The 23,079-nt window shown below is 70.4% G+C and carries 17 protein-coding genes and 1 riboswitch; of the genes, 13 read left to right on the top strand and 4 right to left on the bottom strand.

The genetic code is table 11. From position 1 onward, the window contains the following. Positions 1 to 73 precede the first annotated feature (73 nt). Entirely contained in the window at positions 74 to 391 is a 318-nt protein-coding gene (gene rpsT, locus HHL10_RS03925) for a 30S ribosomal protein S20 (protein WP_169159043.1), read from the top strand. Positions 392 to 550: 159 nt separating this feature from the next. On the opposite strand, the gene HHL10_RS03920 is transcribed toward rpsT, so the two are convergent. Then, a complete protein-coding gene (locus HHL10_RS03920) occupies positions 551 to 940 on the bottom strand; it encodes a DUF3579 domain-containing protein (RefSeq protein ID WP_169159042.1) in 390 nt (129 codons plus the stop codon). 244 nt (positions 941 to 1,184) lie between these two features. Between HHL10_RS03920 and HHL10_RS03915 the strand changes: the two genes are divergently transcribed. From HHL10_RS03915 to HHL10_RS03880, 8 genes are all read left to right on the top strand, one after another. Then, positions 1,185 to 2,384, top strand: a complete 1,200-nt coding sequence (locus HHL10_RS03915; protein WP_169159041.1) for an aspartate aminotransferase family protein — start codon at positions 1,185 to 1,187, stop codon at positions 2,382 to 2,384. Next, positions 2,381 to 3,313, top strand: coding sequence for an ornithine carbamoyltransferase (argF, locus tag HHL10_RS03910; protein ID WP_169159040.1), 933 nt, complete (start codon positions 2,381 to 2,383; stop codon positions 3,311 to 3,313). Before HHL10_RS03915 ends, argF begins: the two co-directional genes overlap by 4 nt. Positions 3,314 to 3,407: 94 nt before the next feature. Continuing rightward, positions 3,408 to 4,151 carry a metallophosphoesterase family protein gene (locus tag HHL10_RS03905; protein ID WP_169159039.1) on the top strand — a complete coding sequence of 248 codons (744 nt, stop codon included), beginning with the start codon at positions 3,408 to 3,410 and terminating at the stop codon, positions 4,149 to 4,151. Next, positions 4,141 to 5,589: a serine/threonine protein kinase gene (locus HHL10_RS03900; protein ID WP_169159038.1), complete on the top strand. Its 1,449-nt coding sequence runs from the start codon at positions 4,141 to 4,143 to the stop codon at positions 5,587 to 5,589. Before HHL10_RS03905 ends, HHL10_RS03900 begins: the two co-directional genes overlap by 11 nt. Before the next feature lie 46 nt (positions 5,590 to 5,635). Beyond that, positions 5,636 to 5,992 (top strand): YkgJ family cysteine cluster protein, encoded by a 357-nt coding sequence (locus tag HHL10_RS03895; RefSeq protein ID WP_169159037.1) that lies wholly within the window; start codon positions 5,636 to 5,638, stop codon positions 5,990 to 5,992. A gap of 29 nt (positions 5,993 to 6,021) precedes the next feature. Next, a riboswitch (yybP-ykoY riboswitch) is annotated at positions 6,022 to 6,209 on the top strand. A gap of 3 nt (positions 6,210 to 6,212) precedes the next feature. Next, entirely contained in the window at positions 6,213 to 6,782 is a 570-nt protein-coding gene (locus tag HHL10_RS03890) for a TMEM165/GDT1 family protein (RefSeq protein WP_169159036.1), read from the top strand. 77 nt (positions 6,783 to 6,859) lie between these two features. Further along, positions 6,860 to 8,659 (top strand): aminopeptidase P family protein, encoded by a 1,800-nt coding sequence (locus HHL10_RS03885; protein WP_169159035.1) that lies wholly within the window; start codon positions 6,860 to 6,862, stop codon positions 8,657 to 8,659. Between the two features lie 155 nt (positions 8,660 to 8,814). Further along, the gene (locus tag HHL10_RS03880; protein WP_169159034.1) at positions 8,815 to 9,372 is read left to right on the top strand and encodes a hypothetical protein; all 558 of its coding nucleotides are present in this window, start codon (positions 8,815 to 8,817) and stop codon (positions 9,370 to 9,372) included. 159 nt (positions 9,373 to 9,531) lie between these two features. Here HHL10_RS03880 and HHL10_RS03875 read toward each other — a convergent pair whose 3' ends face one another. The 3 genes from HHL10_RS03875 to ettA form a co-directional block, all read right to left on the bottom strand. After that, positions 9,532 to 10,131 carry a class I SAM-dependent methyltransferase gene (locus HHL10_RS03875; protein WP_169159033.1) on the bottom strand — a complete coding sequence of 200 codons (600 nt, stop codon included), beginning with the start codon at positions 10,129 to 10,131 and terminating at the stop codon, positions 9,532 to 9,534. A 156-nt stretch (positions 10,132 to 10,287) separates the two neighbouring features. Continuing rightward, on the bottom strand, positions 10,288 to 13,101 hold the full coding sequence (locus tag HHL10_RS03870; protein ID WP_169159032.1) for a zinc-dependent metalloprotease: 2,814 nt from the start codon (positions 13,099 to 13,101) through the stop codon (positions 10,288 to 10,290). A gap of 138 nt (positions 13,102 to 13,239) precedes the next feature. Next, positions 13,240 to 14,904 carry an energy-dependent translational throttle protein EttA gene (gene ettA / locus HHL10_RS03865; RefSeq protein WP_169159031.1) on the bottom strand — a complete coding sequence of 555 codons (1,665 nt, stop codon included), beginning with the start codon at positions 14,902 to 14,904 and terminating at the stop codon, positions 13,240 to 13,242. A gap of 283 nt (positions 14,905 to 15,187) precedes the next feature. Here ettA and HHL10_RS03860 point away from each other — a divergent pair, with 283 nt between their 5' ends. From HHL10_RS03860 to HHL10_RS03845, 4 genes are all read left to right on the top strand, one after another. After that, entirely contained in the window at positions 15,188 to 16,693 is a 1,506-nt protein-coding gene (locus HHL10_RS03860) for a DEAD/DEAH box helicase (protein WP_169159030.1), read from the top strand. A gap of 524 nt (positions 16,694 to 17,217) precedes the next feature. Then, positions 17,218 to 18,738, top strand: coding sequence for a TolC family protein (locus tag HHL10_RS03855; protein WP_235971067.1), 1,521 nt, complete (start codon positions 17,218 to 17,220; stop codon positions 18,736 to 18,738). Between the two features lie 44 nt (positions 18,739 to 18,782). Next, complete coding sequence (locus tag HHL10_RS03850) at positions 18,783 to 19,538, top strand: efflux RND transporter periplasmic adaptor subunit (protein WP_169159028.1); 756 nt, start codon at positions 18,783 to 18,785, stop codon at positions 19,536 to 19,538. Positions 19,539 to 19,593: 55 nt separating this feature from the next. Further along, positions 19,594 to 23,079, top strand: a 3,486-nt coding sequence (locus HHL10_RS03845; RefSeq protein ID WP_169159027.1) for a DUF4347 domain-containing protein, incomplete at its 3' end; no start/stop codon positions are given.

Genomic DNA, 23,079 nt, shown 5'->3' with positions numbered 1-23,079 from the left:
GGACCAGGCTTTCGGCCATCAACACATAAATGCTATACTCGTCGGCTTTCCACCCTGGACCAACCACACCAGCATGGCCACCTCTTCCAAAGCCAAGAAGAAGACCGTCCGCATCGCGTCGGGCCGCAAGCGCGCGCGCCAGGACGTGAAGCTCAACGCCGCCAACACCGCGCTGCGTTCGAAGTTCCGCACCGCCGTCAAGAACGTGCAGAAGGCCGTTGCCGCCGGTGACGCCGCCAAGGCCGCCGACGTGTTCAAGGCCGCCCAAAGCGTGATCGACTCCGTCGCCGACAAGGGCATCTTCCACAAGAACAAGGCCGCCCGCCAGAAGAGCCGCCTGGCCGCCAAGGTCAAGGCCCTGTCGCTGGCTTCCACCGCTGCTGCTGCCTGACAAGGCGGTTCCCAGGGGGATATGAAAAAGGCCTGCGCTGCAGGCCTTTTTTCATGGCCGGGCGCTTTTTGAAGCGCCGACCCTGGCAAAGGGTGCGTCCGCAAACGCACCGATCACCGTGCCTCTCTCAGCGCGCCCAGGCTGCGCGCCAGTCCTTCCTCACTTGACCTCGGCCGCCTTCCCGGCGCCCTGAGCCGCCGCGGGCTTCGGTGCCTGCGCCTTGTCCGGCTGCGGCGCGGCGGCCTTGTCGGGCAGCAGGCAGGCTTCGGCCACCTGCAGCTCGTTGTCGCGCGCAAAGTTCATGACGAAGTCCCAGGCGCGCTGGTCCACGTCCTTGAGCGCCTCGCTCACGATCACGCATTTGACGCCGTTGATGACGCGCGGCACGCACAGCGGCGAGTAGCCAATGTGCGCGCCCGGACCGGTACGCGCACCGCCGGGACGGAAGGAGGACATCGCACCCGCCAGCCGCTCGGCCCAGTCGCTGGGCCTGAAAGTGCGACCTTGGAGAGTGATCCCCTGGATGAAAACTTCTCGGGGTTTGGTCATGCGAACAGAAGGAATCCGGTGGGGCGCGAAGCCGCTTGGGCCACGCAACGGGGGCCGATATTGTGCCTGCTTACGGGTTTCCCCTGCCTGACGATCGGTCTGACCCGGCCGCGCGGGCAGCCGCGGCGCACGCTTCGCCCCCTGAAAAGGCCGCTTGCGGGCGCGTCTTAGAATCCCCCACTTGGCCGGCGCATGTCGCGCACTGACATGCCCGGCCGCCTTTTTTGTGCGGAGCCTGCCACCGATGAATGCCCCTCTCCCGACGCCCCTGATGAACACCTACGGCCGCCTGCCCTTTGCGCTGTCGCATGGCCAGGGCTGCAGGGTGTGGGACACCGACGGCAAGCAGTACCTCGACGGCCTGGGCGGCATCGCCGTCAACACGCTGGGCCACGCGCACCCCAAGCTCGTGCCGGCGCTGCAGGACCAGGTCGCCAAGCTCATCCACTGCTCCAACTACTACCGCGTGCCGCTGCAGGAGCAGCTCGGCGCCAAGCTTGCCGAGATCTCCGGCCTGACCAACGCCTTCTTCTGCAACTCCGGGCTCGAAGCCAACGAGGCGGCGCTCAAGATCGCGCGCAAGTACGGCCATGACCGCGGCATCGAGATGCCCGAGGTCATCGTCTACGAGAAGGCCTTCCACGGCCGCTCCATCGCCACGCTGTCGGCCACCGGCAATGCCAAGGTCCAGGCCGGCTTCGGCCCGCTGGTCGAAGGTTTCATCCGTGTCCCGCTCAACGACCTGGCAGCAGTCGAGGAAGTGGCCCGTTCCCGCCCCAATGTCGTGGCCGTGTTCCTGGAGACGATCCAGGGCGAAGGCGGCATCAACCCGGCGCGCTGGGAGTACCTGCAGGGCCTGCGCAAGCTCTGCGACGAGCGCCAGTGGCTGCTCATGCTCGACGAGGTGCAGTGCGGCATCGGCCGCACCGGCAAGTGGTTCGCGCACCAGTGGGCCGGCATCCAGCCCGACGTGATGCCGCTGGCCAAGGGCCTGGGCTCGGGCGTGCCCATCGGCGCCGTGGTGTGCGGCCCGCGCGCCGCGGGCGTGTTCCAGCCGGGCAACCACGGCACCACCTTCGGCGGCAACCCGCTGGCCATGCGCGCCGGCGTGGAGACGCTGCGCATCATGGAAGAGGACGGCCTGATGGAGAACGCCGCGCGCGTCGGCGCCCAGCTGCGCGCCGGCCTGGAGCGCGAGTTCGCCGGCCTCCCGGCCGTGGTCGAGATCCGCGGCCAGGGCCTGATGCTGGGCATCGAGCTCGACCGTCCCTGCGGTGAGCTGCTGGGCCGCGCGGCGCAGGCCGGGCTGCTGCTGAGCGTCACCGCCGATCGCGTCATCCGCCTGGTGCCGCCGCTGATCCTCACGGCCGCCGAGGCCGACGAGATCGTCTTGATCCTGTGTCCGCTGGTTCGCCAGTTCGTTGCCGAAACCACCGCGCCATGAAGCCCGGAATGAGCCTGATGAAGCACTACCTGCAGTTCAAGGACCTGCGCGCCGAGGAGTACTCGTACCTTCTGGAGCGCACCGCCATCATCAAGAAGCGGTTCAAGAACTACGAGAAGTACCAGCCGCTGGCCGACCGCACGCTGGCCATGATCTTCGAGAAGGCCAGCACCCGCACCCGCGTGAGCTTCGAGGCCGGCATGTACCAGATGGGCGGCTCGGTGGTGCACCTGACCACCGGCGACAGCCAGCTCGGCCGCGCCGAGCCCATCGAGGACAGCGCCCGCGTCATCAGCCGCATGGTGGACCTGGTGATGATCCGCACCTTCGAGCAGTCCAAGCTCGAAGCCTTCGCCGCGCACTCGCGCGTGCCCGTCATCAACGGGCTGACCAACGAGTACCACCCCTGCCAGATCCTGGCCGACATCTTCACCTTCATCGAGCACCGCGGCTCCATCGCGGGCAAGACGGTGGCCTGGGTGGGCGACGGCAACAACATGGCCAACACCTGGCTGCAGGCGGCCGAGGTGCTGGGCTTCACGGTGCACGTCAGCACCCCCAGCGGCTACGAGATCGACCCCTCCGTGGCAGGCATCAACGACGCCAGCTGCTACAAGGTCTTCGCCGACCCGCGCGAGGCCTGCCGCAACGCGCACCTGGTCACCACCGACGTGTGGACCAGCATGGGCTTCGAGGCCGAGAACGAGGCGCGCCGTCAGGCCTTCGCCGACTGGTGCGTGGACGCCGACATGATGGCCGTCGCGCAGCCCGACGCCGTGTTCATGCACTGCCTGCCCGCGCACCGCGGCGAGGAGGTGACGGCCGAGGTCATCGACGGACCGCAGTCGGTGGTCTGGGACGAGGCCGAGAACCGGATGCACGTGCAAAAGGCCCTCATGGAATACCTGTTGCTGGGCCGTATCGGCTGACACGTCCTTTTCCCGCGCTGCCGGCGCGGCGCACGGCAGCGTCGGGTAAGCCTGGGCGTGCAGCATCCGCAGCCCTGTTCCTGCCTGGTGCCCGATGAAATTCGCCCTGATCACCGACCTGCACGCCAACCGCGAGGCGCTGGAGGAAGTGCTCGCCCATGCCCGCGCCCATGGCGCGGCGCAATTCGCCTTCCTGGGCGACTTCGTGGGCTACGGCGCCGATCCGGGCTGGGTGGTGGACCAGGTGCGCGCGCTGGTGGACCAGGGCGCCATCGCCGTGATGGGCAACCACGACGCGGCCACCGTGCGCGGCGCGCAGCCCACCATGCGCCCCACGGCGCGGCTGGCGGTGGAGTGGACGCGCACGCAGCTCGACGCGGCGCAGCTGGAGTTCCTCGCCCGGCTGCCCCTGAGCCAGCAGCGCGGCACGGCGCTCTTCGTGCACGCCAACGCCCATGCGCCAGCGGAGTGGGAGTACATCCTGGGCCGCGCCGAGGCCGTGCGCAGCCTGCAGGCCACCCAGGCGCGGCATGTGTTCTGCGGCCACATGCACCTGCCCATGCTGTTCCACCTCTCGGGCACCGGCAAGGCGGGCGACTTCACGCCGGTACCGGGCGTGCCCATTCCCGTGCCGGTACACCGGCAGTGGCTGGCCATTCCTGGCGCCTGCGGCCAGCCGCGCGACGGCAACCCCGCCGCGGCCTATGCCCTCTTCGACGACGAGGCCATGACGCTGTGCTTCCAGCGCGTGCCCTACGACCACGAGGCCGCGGCGCACAAGATCATCGCCGCCGGGCTGCCGCCGGAGTTTGGAGAACGCCTGCACGATGGGCGCTGAGGGCGGCCGCGGCACGGACGACGAGGCGCATGCCCCGCTGCGCCCGGGCCGCGTCATCGACGGCTTCACGCTGCAGGAGCACCTGCACCAGGGCGGCATGGCGCATTTGTGGCGCGTCACGCACCCGCAGCATGTGCTGCCGCTGATCATGAAGGTGCCGCGCATCAAGGGCGGCGAGGACCCGGCCACCATCGTCGGCTTCGAGGTCGAGATGATGATCATGCCCATGCTCGCGGGCGTGCACGTGCCGCGCTTCATCGCCAAGGGCGACTTCGCGCGCCAGCCCTACATCGTCATGGAGCTGATCCCGGGCCCCTCGTTGCGCCCGCGACTGGATGATGCGCCGCTGCCGCTGGCCGAGGTGGTGGACATCGGCATCCGCGTGGCCACCGCGCTGCACGACCTGCACCGCCAGCATGTGGTGCACCTGGACGTCAAGCCCAGCAACATCCTGTTCCGCGCCGACCGCAGCGCCGTGCTGGTGGACTACGGGCTCTCGCGCCACGACCACCTCCCCGACCTGCTCGACGAGGAGTTCACGCTGCCCATCGGCACCGGGCCGTACATGTCGCCCGAGCAGGTGCAGTTCGTGCGCAACGACCCGCGCAGCGACCTGTTCGCGCTGGGCGTGATGCTCTACCACCTCGCCACCGGCGAGCGCCCCTTCGGCCAGCCCACCAGCGTGTCCGGGCTGCGCCGGCGGCTCTACACCGAGCCGGTGCCGCCGAGCGCGCTGCGCCCGGAGCTGCCGCCGTGGCTGCAGGAAGTGATCCTGCGCTGCCTGGAGGTGGACCCCGAGCGGCGCTGGCCCAGCGCGGCGCAGCTGGCCCTGGCGCTGCAGGAGCCCGAGCAGATCGAGCTCACCGCGCGCGCCCACAAGCGCGGCACGGCCGGGCGCTGGCGCACGCTGCGGCGCTGGCTGGCCTCGGTGGGCAACGAGCCGCGCGCCACGGTGAGCGCAGGCGAGCAGGTGGCGCGCAACCCGATCGTGATGGCCGCGGTGGACGTGGACAACGCCGGCGAGGAACTGCTGGAGCAGCTGCGCGAGACGGTGCGCCGCATCCTCTCCACCGAGCCCGGCGCGCGGCTGGCCTGCGTGAGCGTGATGCGCACCGCGCGCATCGGCATGGACCAGCTCGTGGACGAGCAGGGCCGCAGCCACCATGTGCGCCAGCTCGTGGGCCTCAAGCATTGGGCGCGGCCGATCTCGCAGGCGCTGCAACTGGGCCAGGGCCGGCTCACCTTCCACGTGTTGGAGGCGCCGGACCCGGCAGCGGCGATCATCGACTTCGCGCAGCGCACGCAGGTGGACCACATCGTCATGGGCGCGCGCGCCAATTCGGCGCTGCGCCGCTACCTGGGCAGCGTCTCCTCCCAGGTGGTGGCGCAGAGCGAATGCACCGTCACGGTGGTGCGTGCGCCCTCGCCCCAGCCGTGACACCGTGCACGCGGCCCTTGCGCCCCTTGCCTTCACCATCCGCGCCATGAGCAGTACCCCGATCAACGCCAGCGGTAACGCCTGCACCGACTGCGGCGCCTGCTGCGCGAGCTTTCGCGTCGACTTCGCGCGCGACGAGCTCGCCAGCGAGGGCGGCCACGTGCCCGACGGCCTCACCGTCGAGGTCAACGACGGCACCTGCCGCATGCGCGGCACCGACCATGCCCAGCCGCGCTGCGCGGCGCTGTACGGCACCGTGGGCCAGAGCGTTCGTTGCGGCATCCACGAATGGCGCCCCTCGCCCTGCCGCGAGTTCGGCATGCTCGCGCCGCTGGGCCTGCCCGACGACGCCTGCACGCGCGCGCGGCGCCGCCACGGACTGCCGCCGCTGGGCGGCGGCTGAACGGGGCCTTGTCGCCCACGGCTACAATGGCGGCTGTCATTGGGGAGTAGCCGCCCTCCGAGTCGCGAGAGGGACCTGCGTCAACAGACTTGCCTGCCTTGAGCGGGCATGGCGCAGGTGGTTCGTTTCAGCTTGGCGAGACCTTTGACCGCTGTACCTCCGGAAATGGCCGGGGAGGTGCGCGGTCAACGGTATCTGCTTGCCGGCCGGAGAACCTGTTTTGGAAGCTTTCCTCATTTCCACCGGCATCGTTTCCCTCGCCGAGATGGGCGACAAGACGCAGCTGCTGTCGCTGCTGCTGGCCGCGCGCTTCAAGCGCCCGCTGCCCATCATCCTGGGCATCCTGGTCGCCACCCTCTTCAACCATGCCGGCGCCGGCGCGCTGGGCACCTGGCTCACCGAATGGCTGGGTCCGGACGTGATGCGCTGGATCCTGGGCCTGGGCTTCATCGCCATGGCCGGCTGGATGCTCATTCCCGACAAGCTCGACGAGGACGAGAACCCGCGCGGCCACTTCGGCGTCTTCGGCACCACGCTGGTGGCCTTCTTCCTGGCCGAGATGGGCGACAAGACGCAGATCGCCACCGTGGCGCTGGCCGCGCAGTTCGACGCCTTCGCCTGGGTCGTGCTCGGCACCACCGTCGGCATGATGGTGGCCAACGTCCCGGCGGTGCTGCTGGGCGAGCGCGTCACGCGCAAGCTGCCCATCGAGGCCATCCACCGCGTCGCCGCGGCGATCTTCCTGCTGCTGGGCCTGGCGGTGCTGTTCCGGCTGGACAGCTTGTTCTGAGGCCGCGTGGCCGGCCCTGCCGCGGCAGGGCCGGCGCGGCTGTGAGCACAATCCCCGCACAGCTTTCAAGGACGCCCATGGACCAACCCCTCGTTGCCCCCCGCCTGCAGCGCCTGCGCGCGGCGCTGCAGGAGCAGGCGCTGGACGCGCTGCTCGTGCCCTCCAGCGACCCGCATCTCTCCGAATACCTGCCCGAGCGTTGGCAGGGCCGGCAGTGGCTCTCGGGCTTCACCGGCTCGATGGGCACGCTGGTGGTGGCGCGCGAGGCCGCCGCGCTCTTCGCCGACAGCCGCTATTGGGACCAGGCCGAGCGCGAGCTCGCCGGCAGCGGCATCGAGCTGGTGAAGATTCCCACCGGTGCCATCACGCATGTGTCGGACTGGGTGGCCAAGGCGCTGCCGCGCGGCGCCACGCTGGCGGTGGACGGCAGCGTGCTGGGGCTGGCCACGGCCCAGGCGCTGCGCCAGGCGCTGGAGCCCGAAGGCATCCAGCTGCGCACCGACCTGGACCTGCTCGACGCCATCTGGCCGGATCGCCCCGCCCTGCCCTCGGCCGCCGTGTACGAGCATGTCGCGCCGCATGCCGCCGTGGCGCGCGCCGACAAGCTGGCGCAGGTGCGCGACGCCATGGCCCAGCGCGGCGCGGCGTTCCACTTCATCTCCAGCCTGGACGACATCGCCTGGCTGCTGAACCTGCGCGGCGCGGACGTGGACTACAACCCCGTGTTCCTCGCCCACCTGCTGCTCGACGAGCGCCAGGCCACGCTCTTCATCGGCGAAGGCAAGGTGGACGAGGCGCTGCGCGCGCGGCTGGAGGCCGACGGCGTGCACCTCGCCCCCTACGGCGAGGCCGCCGCGGCGCTGGCCGCGCTGCCCGCCGACGCGCTGCTGCTGCTGGACCCCAAGCGCGTGACGCTGGCCTTCCGCGAGCAACTGCGCTGCCGCGTGGTGGAGGCCATCAACCCCAGCACGCTGGCCAAGAGCCGCAAGACGCCCGAAGAGGCCGCGCACGTGCGCGAGGCCATGGCCGAGGACGGCGCGGCGATGTGCGCCTTCTACGCCCGCTTCGAGCAGGCCTTGGCGCGCGGCGAGCGGCTGACCGAGCTGACGGTGGACGAGTGGCTCAGCGCCGAGCGGGCAATGCGCGCGAACTTCGTGGGCCTGAGCTTTCCGGTGATCGCCGGCTTCAACGCCAACGGCGCCATGCCGCACTACCGCGCCACCGAGGCCTCGCACGCCGTCATCGAGGGCGACGGCCTGCTGCTCATCGACTCGGGCGGCCAGTACCTGGGCGGCACCACCGACATCACGCGCGTGTGGGCCGTCGGCACACCCAGCGCCGCCATGAGGCGCGACTACACCCTGGTGCTCAAGGGCACGATGGCGCTGTCGCGCACGCGCTTTCCGCGCGGCACGCTCAGCCCGATGCTCGACGCCATCGCGCGCGCGCCACTGTGGGCCGAGGGCATCGACTTCGGCCACGGCACGGGCCACGGCGTGGGCTACTTCCTCAACGTGCACGAGGGCCCGCAGAGCATCAGCAAGGCGCAGCCCGATCCGAGCATGGCCATGGAGCCGGGGATGATCACCTCCATCGAGCCCGGCGTGTACCGCAGTGGGCAATGGGGCGTGCGCATCGAGAACCTGGTGCTCAACGTGCCGGCCGACACGCCCGAAGGCGGCGCCTTCGGCCCGATGCTGGAGTTCGAGACGCTCACGCTCTGCCCCATCGACACGCGCTGCATCGAGCGCGTGCTGCTGCGTCCCGACGAAGTCGAGTGGCTCAACGCCTACCACGCCACGGTGCGCGAGCGGCTGGCGCCGCGCGTGTCGGGCGATGCGCTGGCGTGGCTGCTGGCGCGCACGGCCCCGCTCTGAGCGCCGGGGGCCCCGGACAGCCGGCGGGCTGGGGCAACCCGTAAAAACACTTCCCCTGAACGGGGGAGGCTGTGGCGACTTGGGTACGGGCGCTGCCGGTGCCCCTCACCCGAAAGGAGGCCCACACTGGTGTGGAGCTTCGAGGGCACGCCGTCATGGACATCCCGCCGCTTGAACCCCCTTGCGCTGCCGCCGCCTGCCGGCCGCTTCTGGCCGCCTTGGTCACGCTGCTGGCCGCCACCAGCGCCGTGGCACAAAGCCGCGACCGATTGAGCACGACCACCTACGCGCTCAGCTCCACCACCGTGCCCAGCCAGGGCGACACCTCCGAACACTCCCAGGTGGAGCTGGTGCGCTGGGCTCCGGCGGGCCATGGCAGCTGGGGCATGGCGCTGGGCGCCAGCCGCGACGGCACCCACAGCGCGGTGCAGCCGGAAGTCGGCCTGCGCTGGCGCTCGCGCGTCGAGGGCAACCAGCGCCTGGACCTCTCGGCCTGGCGCCGCCTCAACACCAGCCTCGGCGACGCCGGCCCCGGACAGGCCGAAGACCCGGTGACGCTGCGCACCCGCATCGAATTGCAGTTCATCGCGCCGCGCAGCTCGGCCTCCTTGAGCGAGCTCGGCGCTGTCGGCCTGCAGCTGGGCAGCGACTCCAAGCTGTCCATGCGCATCCGCCGCGGTGGGCCGATGGTCTATTACCGGATGCAGTTCTAAGCCGGCGCCTTCATCGGCGCTGGAACCCTTCCCGCGTCATGCCCACGCAGCCGCAGCGCGGCCCGGGACACTGGCCCGACCCGGATTGTCTTTAGAGGCTGAACAATGACCCCACGCATTGGAGCATTGTCCAAAAAAGCTAAGCAATTCGCGCCCGGCTCAGCTTGGGAAATGCTCCAGCGCCAGCGCCTGTAGCGCGTCCTGCTCCATGGGCTCCACGCGGGCCACGGCCCAGAGATCGAAAACCGCTGGACGGCGGCGCAGGGCCAGGGCGGCAAAGCCCGCGGCGCGCAGCGTGTTGGCCAGCAGCTTGCGCGTGAAGCCGCAACGGTGGGCCATGTACAGGTTGCCGGCGGCCAGGGCGGGACGGTGCCCGTAGAGGATGTCCAGCGGCGTGATCGGGCCGGACGGGGAGCGGTACACCGGGTCGCCCAGCTTGTCCTCGGCCACCAGCGCGCACACCGACTGCAGATCCGGGCAGGTGATGACGGCAAAGCCGCCAGGTCGGAGCACGCGCTTGAACTCCGCCAGCGCCAGCGGGACCTCGTGCGGGTACAAGTGCTCGATGTTGTGGCTGGAGTAGACCGCGTCCACCGAGGCCGAGGCGACCGCCGACATGTCGGTCATGGTGCCCACCAGGTCGGGCTGCACGGCGGGGTCGATGTCCAGCCGCAGCTCACGCCAGTCGTCACGGTTGAAGCCGGCCGTCGTGCGGTCCTTGCGCTTGGAGCCGCAGCCCACGTGGAGAAAAGTTTTCATCGACCGATCGTGAAGGTGGGAAGGACAGGCCCGGGCAAGGGCCGGCGCCGGCATTGTGCAGTGCCCACTCCCCCGACCTGCGGCGTGCAACGCCTGCGGTGCGACCGGCCGAAGCTGCCGAGGCCGCGCCGCCCTGCCCTCGCGATCAGTTCACTCTCACGCCCCTGCCCGCTGCAGCCGCGCCGTGAGCGCCTGCGACAGCGTGTCGGCGCTGTCGAGCAGGTGGGCGCGCGTCTCGGCGCTCAGGTCGGTGCGCCTGGCCGCGGCCTGCAGGCGCGGCAGCAGCGCCAGGGCCTCGCTGCGCACCAGAGCGCGCGCATCCGCCCGCGACAGCGACTGCGGACGCAGCAGCTGCTGCGCCAGCCGGTTGACATGCTCGCGCTGCAGCTCGCGCCGCACCGCCGGGATGTCGCCGCGCCCCTGCAGCTCGCGCCACACCTCGCGCGTGAGCCGCGCGTAGAGCTCGGAGAGGCGGAAGCCCTCCTGCGCCCGCGCGAATTTCGCTTCGCTGTCGAGCAGCCGCTGCGCCACCTCGTCGCTCATGAGCTGCGCCAGCAGCGAGCGCTGCATGCCCACCACCATGGCCGTGACCGAGAAATCCGTCGCCACCGGCCCCTCGCCCGCGCTCAGCGCCTCGCCGCGCTCCTGGTAGTCCGGCGCCAGGCGCCGCTGCAGCGTCGGCGAGACGCGCAGCCCCTCGGGCGACAGCACCTGCGTCGCCAGCAGGTCCAGCGCCGCGCGCTGCGTGGCCGCCGGCACCGGCTGCAGCGGGTCGCGCCCGCTGCCGGGGAAGTCGCGCAGCGTGCGCACGCCGCCGATCTGGCGCGTCGCCAGCCCGGCGGCGCGCCCGGCGTCGCGCACCGCGTACACCACCGCGCGGCGCAGCACGGCGTAGTCCTCGTCGGCCTTGAGCGGGCGCGTCTCCAGCCGCTGCAGCAGCTCGTGCGCGATCTCGATGCGCTTGCGCGCGAACTCCAGCACGTCGGCGCCCAGGTCGAACATCAGCGACTCGGGATCGACGCCCAAGTAGTTGTCCTCGTCCGTGCCGAAGCTCAGGCCGGGCTCGCTGCTGCGCGCGGCCATGCGCGCCAGCGCCGCCTCTTCCTCCTTGGCCGGCGTGCCGGGCGGGAAGGTTTTATAGGCGTACTCGATGGCCCAGAAGTCGTAGGGGCCGAGCCGCGTCTGGAACGGCGTGCCGCCCTTCTGCCCCGGGCGCGGCAGGTTGATGGGCGCGTACTCCATCACCGAGCCGGTGAGCGCGTGGCTGCGCGTGAACACCGGGTCGGAGAGCTGGGCGTCGCTGTACAGGCGCGAGGCGCGGAAGTTGTGGCGCAGTCCCAGCGTGTGGCCGACCTCGTGCATGGTGGTGTCGGTGAGGTAGTCCAGCACGAACTGCTGCGCCTCGGGGCTGGCCGGGTCCAGCTCGCCGCGCGCCTCCAGCACGTCCAGCGCGTAGCCCAGCTGCTCGGCGGCCATCTCGGCGTGCTGGCAGTCGTCGGCGTGCGCGTAGGACAGCGCCGTGTGCACGCCCGGCTGCGCGGGCCGGTCCTGGGCGTCCGGGCCGGGGCCGGACTGCATCAGCGCCGGCCAGTCCTGCATCAGCTTGGAATTGAGCACCTGCGCGCGCAGCGTGCGGATCGCGCGCGAGGACAGGCTCTCGAAGCTGATGTCGGCGTCCAGGATCTCGCCCGTGCGCGGATCGACCTGGCTGGGCCCGATGGCGCCGAAGCTGGCCTCGGCGTTGGTCATCCAGCGCACCGAGGGCAGGCCCACGTCGAAGGTGTCGAAGTCCGCGCCCTCGGGCTGCACCTGCACGCGGATCGCGTCCTTGAAGCCCAGCGGCTCGAAGGCGGCATTCCAGGCCAGGATGCCGCGCGTGATGGCGTCGCGGTACTTCTCCGGGATGGTGCGGTCGAGCCAGAAGGTGATGGGCTTGACCGGCTCGGACAGCGCCGCCGCCGGGTCCTTTTTCTCCAGCCGCCAGCGGTTGACGAAGCGCTGGCGCGGCGTGCGCGCGAGGTCGTCGCTGAAGTCCTGCACCACGGTGGTGAAGTGGCCGATGCGCGGATCGGCCTTGCGCGGCGTCATCGGCTCCTCGGGCAGCTTCGCCAGCGAGTAGTACAGGCCGATGAACATGCTGCGCGCGTCGGGCAGCGTGTCCGGCGCGCTGGGCTGCGGCGCTCCCGGCGGCGCGCCGGGCGTGGGCGAGGCGATGGTGGCGGTGGCGAAATGCGCCTGCACGTTGAAGACCAGCTGCTCCGGCGTGCCGCGCACGCTGGTGAAGCCGGTGTGGCGCCCGTCCAGCGCGTAACCCTGGCGGTAAGCGCGCTGCAGCGACTGCGACAGCCCCAGCAGATCGACCAGGAACAGCGGATTGGCCTCCACCAGCACGCTCTTGCGCTCGGGATGGGGCTGGCTGGCCACGCTGGAGCTGGCCAGCAGGCTCTGCGCGAAGCCCGCCTCCACCGCGCGCGCCTGCGGCGTGCCCGGCCGCGCGACGTACTCGGGGTTCTTGGCCACCATCTGCACCTGGTTGTACACGCGGCGGAACTCGACGATCTGCGCGCGCCCGACCTTGCCGTTGCGGCTCACCATCATCCCGCCGAGCACGCCGCCCTCGCCGATGCCCTGCGCGATCTTCGGGGCCAGGAAGAAGGAGCGGTTGAAGTCCTCGGGCGTCAGTTCCAACCAGACCTTGTCGTCCTTCTGCCAGAGCGTGATGAAGCCCTCGATACGGTGCGCGCCGCGCACCACGCTGGCAAAGGGCTGCAGCCCGCCGGGCGGCGGCGCGGCGGCGGTGGCCAGCGGCGCGCCCGGGGGCTTGGGCGAGAGCTCGCTGGACGACGAGGAGGAGGACGACGAGACGATGCTCTGCAGGAACTGCGGCATCTGCAGCGACGCGCAGCCGCCCAGCAGCAACGGCAGCAGCGCCGGGGCCAGGGCACGGGGGAGGAAGGGGCGGGACGACATCGCGAGCAGGTACTGCGCAAGAAACACCAGCCTCTAAGTAGGCGACTGGCGGCAGAACAGGACTAGGACTTTCCCCGGGAGCTCCGGGTTCCGCGCCCGCGTGCGACGGGCGCGGAATCGTTCACGACCCCCGGGGGATTACTTCAGGGCCTTGAAGCGCAGGCGGTGCGGGCGCGCGCCCTCTTCGCCCAGGCGGCGCTTCTTGTCGGCTTCGTACTCCTGGTAGTTGCCGTCGTAGAAGTACCACTGGCTGTCGCCCTCGGCGGCCAGGATGTGGGTGCAGATGCGGTCCAGGAACCAGCGGTCGTGGCTGATGACCATGGCGCTGCCGGCGAACTCCAGCAGCGCGTCTTCCAGCGCGCGCAGGGTTTCGACGTCGAGGTCGTTGGACGGTTCGTCCAGCATCAGCACGTTGCCGCCCTGGGCCAGGGTCTTGGCCAGGTGCAGGCGCCCGCGCTCACCGCCGGAGAGGTTCTTGACCAGCTTCTGCTGGTCGTTGCCCTTGAAGTTGAAGCGGCCGATGTAGGCGCGCGAGGGCATCACGAACTTGCCCACCACGATGTTGTCCAGGCCGCCGGAGACGTCCTCCCACACCGTCTTGTCGCCGGCCAGGCCTTCGCGGCTCTGGTCCACGAAGGCGAGCTTGGCGGTCTTGCCGATGCTCACCTCGCCCGCGTCGGGCTTCTCCACGCCCTGGATCAGGCGGAACAGCGTCGACTTACCGGCACCGTTGGGGCCGATGATGCCGACGATGGCGCCGGCCGGGACCTTGAAGCTCAGGTTGTCGATGAGCAGCCGGTCGCCGAAGGACTTCGAGACGTTATTGAACTCGATGACCTCGTTGCCCAGGCGCTCCGCCACGGGGATGAAGATCTCGTTGGTCTCGTTGCGCTTCTGGTATTCGACGTCGCTCAGCTCCTCGAAGCGGGCCAGGCGCGCCTTGCTCTTGGCCTGGCGGCCCTTGGCGTTCTTGCGCACCCACTCCAGCTCCTGCTTCATGGCCTTCATGCGCGCGTCTTCGGTCTTCTGCTCCTGCTCCAGGCGCTTTTCCTTCTGGTCCAGCCAGTCGGAATAGTTGCCCTTCCAGGGAATGCCGTGGCCGCGGTCGAGTTCGAGAATCCACTCGGCGGCGTTGTCCAGGAAGTAGCGGTCGTGGGTGATGGCCACCACGGTGCCGCCGAAGCGCTGCAGGAACTGCTCCAGCCATTCCACCGACTCGGCGTCGAGGTGGTTGGTGGGTTCGTCGAGCAGCAGCATGTCGGGCTTGGACAGCAGCAGCCGGCACAGCGCCACGCGGCGCTTCTCGCCGCCGGAGAGGTTGCCGATGGTGGCGTCCCAGGGCGGCAGGCGCAGCGCGTCGGCGGCGATCTCCAGCAGGTGCTCGGTGTTCTCGCTGCCGGCGGCGGCGATGATGGCTTCGAGCTCGGCCTGCTCGGCGGCGAGCTTGTCGAAGTCGGCGTCGGGCTCGGCGTAGGCGGCATAGACCTCGTCGAGGCGCTTCTTGGCCTCCAGCACGCCGCCGATGCCCTGCTCCACCGCCTCGCGCACGGTCAGGGCCGGATCGATCTGCGGCTCCTGGGGCAGGTAGCCGATCTTGATGCCGGGCATGGGCACGGCCTCGCCGTCGATCTCCTTGTCCAGGCCGGCCATGATCTTGAGCAGCGTGGACTTGCCCGAGCCGTTGAGGCCCAGCACGCCGATCTTGGCGCCCGGGAAGAACGACAGCGAGACCTCTTTCAGGATCTGGCGCTTGGGGGGAACCGTCTTGGTGACGCGGTTCATCGTGAACACGTACTGGGCCATGGGCTTTTCTTCGCAGGGGTGACTGGAGGATGGCCGTGCGCTGAAGGCCGGCCGAATCCGTGATTGTCGCCGCTTGCCGCATAACCGCCCGATCCGAACGTCATTGGCGGCCCCGCCACGGGCACCAGCGCCCAGCTCACTACAATCCGCCCGCGGCGCCGCTTCCAGTCATGGCGCCGCAGTCGTTTCGGACCAATCTTTCCTTTGTGCCGCCTCCGACTGGTGCCCTGCCTCGGCGCAGCGGCAGCAGGCGCGCCCAGCGCCCCCCGCGGGGGCCCATTGCATGAACTTTCAAGACCTCGGCCTGGCCGAGCCCCTCCTGCGCGCCGTGCGCGAGCAGGGTTACGAAACGCCCACTCCCATTCAGGCCCAGGCCATTCCCGCCGTGCTGCGCGGGGGCGACCTTCTTGCCGGCGCCCAGACCGGCACCGGCAAGACCGCCGGCTTCACCCTTCCCATGCTGCACCGCCTGGCGGCGCAGCCCGCGGCCCGTGACGCGCGCGGCCGCATCCCGATCCGCGGTCTCGTGCTCACGCCCACGCGCGAACTGGCCGCGCAGGTCGAAGAGAGCGTGCGCGCCTACGGCAAGTACCTGAAGCTGTCGAGCATGGTGATGTTCGGCGGCGTGGGCATGCAGCCGCAGATCGACAAGCTCAAGCGCGGCGTGGACATCCTGGTGGCCACCCCGGGGCGCCTGCTGGACCACCACCAGCAGGGCACGCTGGACCTGAGCAAGGTCGAGATCTTCGTGCTCGATGAAGCGGACCGCATGCTCGACATGGGCTTCATCCACGACATCAAGAAGGTACTGGCCATCGTGCCGGCGCAGAAGCAGAGCCTGCTCTTCTCGGCCACCTTCAGCGACGACATCAAGGCGCTGGCCGAGCGGCTGCTCAACAGCCCGGCGCTGATCGAGGTGGCGCGGCGCAACGCCACGGCCGACACCATCGCGCAGAAGGTGCACCCCGTGGGCCGCGACGGCAAGAAGGCGCTGCTGGCGCACCTGATCCGCCAGGGCGACTGGCACCAGGTGCTGGTGTTCACGCGCATGAAGCATGGCGCCAACCGGCTGGCCGAGTACCTCAACGAGGCCGGCATCAGCGCCATGGCCATCCACGGCAACAAGAGCCAGGGTGCGCGCACCAAGGCGCTGTCGGAGTTCAAGGCCGGCACGCTGCAGGTGCTGGTGGCGACCGACATCGCCGCGCGCGGCATCGACATCGACCAGCTGCCGCACGTCGTGAACTACGAGCTGCCCAACGTGCCCGAGGACTACGTGCACCGCATCGGCCGCACCGGCCGCGCCGGCGCGCAGGGCGAGGCCGTGAGCCTGGTGTGTGCCGACGAGGAGCTGTTCCTGCGCGACATCGAGAAGCTGATCAAGCGCAGCATCCCGCGCGAAACCGTGCCCGGTTTCGAGCCGCCTGCGGGCGAGAAGGCCGAGCCGATCGTGCTGGGCCGCATGGTGATCGGCGTGGGCGCCAGCCGCGGCGGCCGTCCGGCCGGCGGCGGCGGCGGTGGCCGTCCCGGCAACGGGCGCCCGGGTGGCGGTGGCCAGGGCCGGCCGGCCGGTGGCCAGGGCAACGGCCAGGGCCGTCCCGCGGCCGGCGGCAATGCCAGCGGCCAGGGCCGCCCGGCCCCGCGTGCCGACCATGGCGGCGGCCACCGCCCGCATGCCGCTCCCGCGGGCGCGCCGCGCGCCGCCCATGCGCCGGCCCAGCCGCGCCGCGACGAGCCGCGCCGCTCCGCCCTCACCGGCGGCGCCCGCCTGACCCAGCCCAAGCGCTGAGCCGGGCGCGAGCTGTGCGAGCGCGCGGCCTGCAAGGCTGAGCTGCTGCCAGCTGCCAAACCTGCGCTTCGTTGCGCAGGCGACTGAATGCCCGCATGCGCGGGCATTTTTATTGGGCCGTGCGCCAGGACCGCGGCTTTCGACAAAGCAGGCCCGACTGCACACATGCGCATGAGCCGCCTGGATACTGGGCTCCTCCCGGGCCCCACTGCGCCGGACAAGACCGTCTTGATGCGCCTCAAGCCGCGGCGCAGCCCGTCCGCGCGGACGTCACGCGGACCGCTCAACGCCGGCCCCAAGCCCGGGCGGCAAGTCGGCGATTCTTTTTAGTGAAACGCGCAACTTTCACCGTGATATCCGTCACACGTAACAAGTAGTGCGCCGGGCAGCGCAAGTCCGCGTCGGCGAGGCTGTTGGAGACTCCCAAGTCATAGGCTGCATCAAAACCGGCTGCAGTCCTGCCCACATCCTTGCCAACGAGCATCAGCCGGCGACAACGGCTGAGCATGTCGCGGAGAAAGAGCTTGAGAACTCGTCCCCTTGCCCTGGCCGCCGCCACGGTTGCCGTCGCGCTGCTGGCCAGCGGTTGCGCGCAGCTGCAGCCCCCCAGCCCCAAGCCGCTGCAGGCCAGTGACATCCAGGCCCAGCTCGCGCAGGACCGCATCGCCGTGCAGCGCGACGTCCAGCCCCTGGGCCCGACGCTGACGCTGGACGAGGCCATCGCCCGCGCGCTGAAGTACAACCTCGACCGCCGTGCCCGGCTGCTGGAGCAGGCGCTGGCGGCCGAGCAGTTCGATGCCAGCAGCTACGACATGCTGCCGCGGCTGCTGGCCTCGGCCGGCTACACCGCGCGCGACAGCGACCGCATCTCGCGCAGCACCAAGCTCGACGGCACGCCCGTGGGCACCGACCCGTTGCTGTCGCAATCGCGCAACCGCGCGCTCTACCAGCTGGAGCTGAGCTGGAGCCTGCTGGACTTCGGCCTGGCGCGCTACAACACCGAGCAGGCCGGCGACCGGCTGCTGGCGGCCGTGGAGCGCCGGCGCAAGGCCACGCACCAGCTGGTGCAGGACACCCGCGTGGCCTTCTGGCGCGTGGCCAGCGCGCAGCGCCTGCACGACGACGTGCAGGCCAGCCTCAAGCTCGCCGACGAGGCCATGGCCGACGCGCGCCAGGCCGAGGCCGAGAAGCTGCGCTCGCCGCTGGAGTCGCTGCGCTTCCAGCGCCAGCTCACCGAGAACATGCGTCTGCTCGAAGCCATCGAGCAGGAGCTCACCACCGCGCGCTTCGAGCTCGCGGCGCTGATCAACGCGCCCGTGATGCTGGAAACCAAGCTGGCCATCGACGACGAGATGCCCTTGGGCGACCCGCTGGCGCTGTCGGCCGAGGCCATGGAGGACCTGGCGCTGTCGCAGAACGCCGAGCTGCGCGAGCACCTCTACCAGCGCCGCATCGCCGCCACCGAGGCGCGCAAGGTCATCGCCCGCTCCTATCCCAACCTCAGCTTCAACCTCGGCCCGCGCTACGACACCGACAAGTACCTGGTCAACAACGGCTGGACCGAGGCGGGCGTGCAGATTTCCTACAACCTCTTCAGCCTGCTGGGCCTGCCGGCGCAAAAGCGCGCCGCCGAGGCCGGCATCGCGCTGGCCGACCAGCGCCGGCTGGCCGCGCATGCGGCCACCGTGGCGCAGGTGCACGTGGCGCGCGAGCAGCTCGTCGGCGCCAAGCGCCAGTTCGAGCGCGCCGACGCGCTGTGGCAGCTCGACGACAAGATCACGCGCCAGCTCGCCAGCCGCGAGCAGGCCAAGGCCGGCTCCAAGCTCGAGCGCGTGGCCGCGCAGACCACCGCCATCGTCAGCCTGCTGCGCCGCTACCAGGCGCTGGCCCAGCTGCACGCCGCGCAGAGCAAGCTGCAGGCGACGCTGGGCGTGGACCCGCTGCCCGGCAGCAGCGACGACATGAGCCTGGAGCAGGTTGCCGCGCAGCTGCGCGCGCAGCTCGGCGCCACGCCGGCCGTGCCGGCTGCGCCCGCCACCCCCTGAAGCGCGCCGCCGTCTCTCCCACCGACCCGCAAGAAAGCATTCCGATGTTCACCAAGCTCCATCGCGGCGCCGCCGCTGCGCTGGCACTGGGCGGGCTGGCGCTGGCCCAGGCCGCGCCCGCCCTGCCGCCCGACAACACGCCCGAGATGCGGGCCCAGCTCTCGCCGCGGCGCTTCACCACCGTGGCCGCCGAGATCGGCGCGCGCGTGCAGCGCCTGGGCGCGCAGGAGGGCAGCGCCTTCAAGGCTGGCCAGACGCTGGTGAGCTTCGACTGCAGCCTGCAGCAGGCGCAGCTCTCGCGCGTGAGGGTCGCGCTGGACGTGGCCACCAAGCAGCTGGCGACGCAGTCGCGCCTGGCCGAGCTCAATGCCACCGGGCGCCAGGAGGTCGAGACGGCCGAGGGCGAGGTGGCCAAGCAGCGCGCCGAGATCGCGCAGATGCAGGTGATGCTGTCCAAGTGCAGCGTCGCCGCGCCCTTCTCCGGCCGCGTGGCCGAGCAGAAAGTGCGTGAGCAACAGTACGTGCAGCCGGGCCAGGCGCTGCTGGAGATCATCGACGACAGCGTGCTGGAGGTCGAGTTCATCATGCCCTCGCGCTGGCTGTCGCAGGTGCGCGTGGGCTCCACGGTGCAGATTGCCGTGGACGAGACGGCGCGCACCTACCCGGCCAAGGTGCTGCGCCTGGGCGCGCGCGTCGATCCGGTGAGCCAGTCGGTGAAGGTGGTTGCGGCCATCGACGGCCGCCCGAGCGAGCTCATGGCCGGCATGAGCGGCCGTCTTCTCATCAACCGCGCGCCCTGAACCCCGCCGCCGGGCACTGGCGGTCCTGAGACAACCCCACAAGAAAGAGCATCCGATGTCCGAGCCCACCTGGAACAAGAAGCCCCTGGCCTCCGCCCTGCCCCGTGCCTGGGCCCTGGAGCCGCGGTTGATGTTCGACGCGGCGGCCGTCGCCACGGCCGTCGAGCACGCGGCCGACGCCGCGGCGCGGGCCGTGGAGGCCCGCGGGGCGGCGGCCCAGGAGGCTCATGCGCAGACGGCGCACGACAGCGCCGTGGCGCACGCGGTGGATGCGGCACCGGCCGCGCGCCGGGAAGTGGTGTTCGTGGACTCCGGCATCACCGACTACCAGGCGCTGCTGCGGGCGCTGCCGGCCGGCGCGGAGGTGGTGATGCTCGACGCCCACCGCGACGGCTTCGCGCAGATGGCGCAGCACCTGCAGGGGCGCCAGGGCCTGGACGCCATCCACCTGATCTCCGAGGGCGACCGCGGCGCGGTCCATGCTGGCTCGACCGTGCTGGACCTGGGCACGCTGTCCACGCATGCGGCCGACCTGCAGCGCATCGGCGCCGCGCTGGGCGACAACGGCGACCTGCTGCTGTACGGCTGCAACGTGGGTGAAGGCGTGCAGGGCGCGGCCTTGCTGGACCGGGTGGCCACGCTCACCCGCGCCGACATCGCCGCCTCCACCGACTGGAGCGGCAACGCCGCCCGCGGCGCGGACTGGGAGCTCGAAGCGCGCGTGGGCAGCGTCGAGACCGCGGTGGCCATCGACCTGCAGCGCGTGCAGGGCTTCGGCGAGGTGCTGGGCGCCTCGTCCGCCATCACCAGCGCCGCCTACGACGCCACCACCGGCGTGCTCACGGTCACGGGCACCAATTTCACGGCCGGTGAGAGCATTGACGTGACCAAGCTCACGATCAAGGGCCAGGGCAGCGTCACTTACGCACTGACCTCCGGCTCCACCGCCACGGTTCTCGACGGAACCACGTTCAGGGTGACGCTCGGCGCCACGGACAAGACCCAGATCGACAAGCTGTTCAACAAGAACGGCACGACCTCGCTGGGCAACAACCCCGACAACGTCTCGGGCCTGGGCACCAACGCCCCCGTTACCTACAACATTGCCGCCGCAACGGGTTGGGCGGGCGCCGCCGTGGCTGACCTCACCGGCAACGTCGTGAACGTCAGCGGCCTGGCGGCTTACACGCCGCTGGTCTTCGACAGCACCATCGCCGGCAAGTTCGTCACCATTGCCGGCAGCGGCACCGGCAAGAACAACGGCGACATCATGCTCTACAAGGACGTGGTGACGGGGGTCGATGCCGTCGTCACCACCGTGCGGCCGGCTGGTGTGGCCTTCACCTCCGATACGGACGCCTTCGACAGCAAGACCGCGCCGGGAGCGGCGCTGAAGAATTTCCAGCCGCTCATCAACGTGAGCACGGCCGGCAGCGGCATCACCTTCAAGTTCGACTTCTACAAGAGCGGCACCTACACCGCCCCGGGCACCGGCACGTCGGCGACGCTGTACAACGTGCTGCTCAACTCCTACGACATCGACGGGGCCGGCACCGCCGGCTTCCAATACCAGGACTTCAAGGGCTTTACCCGCTACGAGCTCTCCACCGGCACGCAGCTCACTTCCGAGGCCCAGACCGACGGCTCGGTCCGTTTCCAGTCCAAGGTAACGTCCAACAACAGCAACCTCTATAACGGCGACTACCGCGTCCGGGTCTATTACGACTCGATGAGTTCGTTCGAGATCAAGACCGGTGTGGCCGTCGGCACGGGTACGGCCCACTTCTCCTTGGAGTTCAACGTCGGCCCGGACTGGACCACGGCAACGAATGCGACCGAAAGCCCGGTGCCCCGCCTGAGCTACAGCACCACCAGCTTCAGCGAGGCGGCCGCCAACAACGGCTCGATCACCGCCACCAGCACCATCACGCTGACCAACGGCACCTTCAGCGGCAGCGACGGCGCGGTGCTCTCGGGCGTGAGCTTCGGCAACGTGCCCGCCGGATTGACCGCGGTCGTGACGCGCGTGGACTCCACGCACGCCACGCTGAGCTTCACCGGCACCGCCACGGCCCATGCCAACGCCAACGATCTCTCCAACGTCACGGTGACGTTCGGCGATGCGGCCTTCAGCACCCTGAGCGGCGGCGGCACGGCTTCCTCCGTGACCGGCGCCACCCGCAACGACCTGTCCATCGACTTTGCCGACCCGGCGGCCTCCGCCCCACCCGTGGCCGGTGCCGACAGTTTCACGGTCAACGAAGATGCTTCCAACGTTTCGCTGGACCTGCTGGGCAACGACACCGACGCCGACACCCCGAGCTTGGGCCTGAGCATCAAGTCCATCAACGGCACGACGCTCACGCCCGGCACCGCCCAGAACATCGCCGTGACCAACGGCACGGTGCACGTCAGCGCCGCCGGCGCGGTCAGCTTCACGCCCGCGGCCAACTACAACGGCACGGTGAGCTTCAGCTACGTCGTCACCGACGGCACCTCCGACGCGACCGGCGCGGTCACCATCACCGTCGAGCCCGTCAACGACGCACCCACCATCACCGCCCCGGCCAGCATCGCCGTCACCGAGGACGTGACGCAGGTGCTCAGCGGCATCAGCTTCGCCGACGTCGATGCCGCCAGCGGCAGCGTCAGCGTCACGCTGAATGTCAATCGCGGCACGCTGGCTGCCACCGCCGGCGGCAGCGTGGCCGTGAGCGGCTCGGGCACGGGCAGCCTTACCCTCACCGGCACGCTGGCCGCCATCAACACCTTCATCGCCAACGGGGTGGGCTACACCACCGCGAACAACGACGCCAGCAACGCCACGCTGAGCATCGGCATCGACGACGGCGGCAACACCGGCACCGGCGGCAACAAGACCGCCGCCGCCACCGTCGCGCTCAACGTCACGGCCGTCAACGACGCGCCCGCCGTCACCGCCCCGGCCAGCATCGCCGTCACCGAGGACGTGGCGCAGGTGCTCACCGGCATCAGCTTCGCCGACGTCGACGCCGCCTCCGGCACCGTCAGCGTCACGCTCAGTGCCAACCGCGGCACGCTGGCCGCCACCGCCGCTGGCGGTGTGGCCGTGGCCGGCTCCGGCACGGGCAGCCTCACCCTCACGGGCACGCTGGCCGACATCAACGCCTTCGTTGCCGGTGGCGTGAGCTACACCACCGCCAGCAACGACGCGGCCAACGCCACGCTGAGCATCGGCATCGACGACGGCGGCAACACCGGCAGCGGCGGCAACAAGACCGCCGCCGCCACCGTCGCGCTCAACGTCACTGCCGTCAACGACGCCCCGGTGGCCAACGACGACGCCTTCACCGTGGCCGAGGACAGCGCGGGCACCGTGCTGAATCTGCTGGGCAACGACACCGATATCGACGGCGGCGCGCTGCGCGTGTCTTCCATCAACGGCACCGCCATCACTGCCGGCACCGCCTACACCATCGCCGTGACCAATGGCACGGTGAACGTGAGCACTGCCGGTGTCGTCACCTTCACCCCGGCCGCCAACTACAGCGGCACGGTGAGC

It is taken from the genome of Azohydromonas caseinilytica, from assembly GCF_012927045.1.
Classification (GTDB): Bacteria; Pseudomonadota; Gammaproteobacteria; order Burkholderiales; family Burkholderiaceae_C; genus Azohydromonas; species Azohydromonas caseinilytica.
The sequence above is the reverse complement of the archived record's forward strand: the minus strand, read 5'-3'. Positions and strand labels throughout refer to the sequence as shown.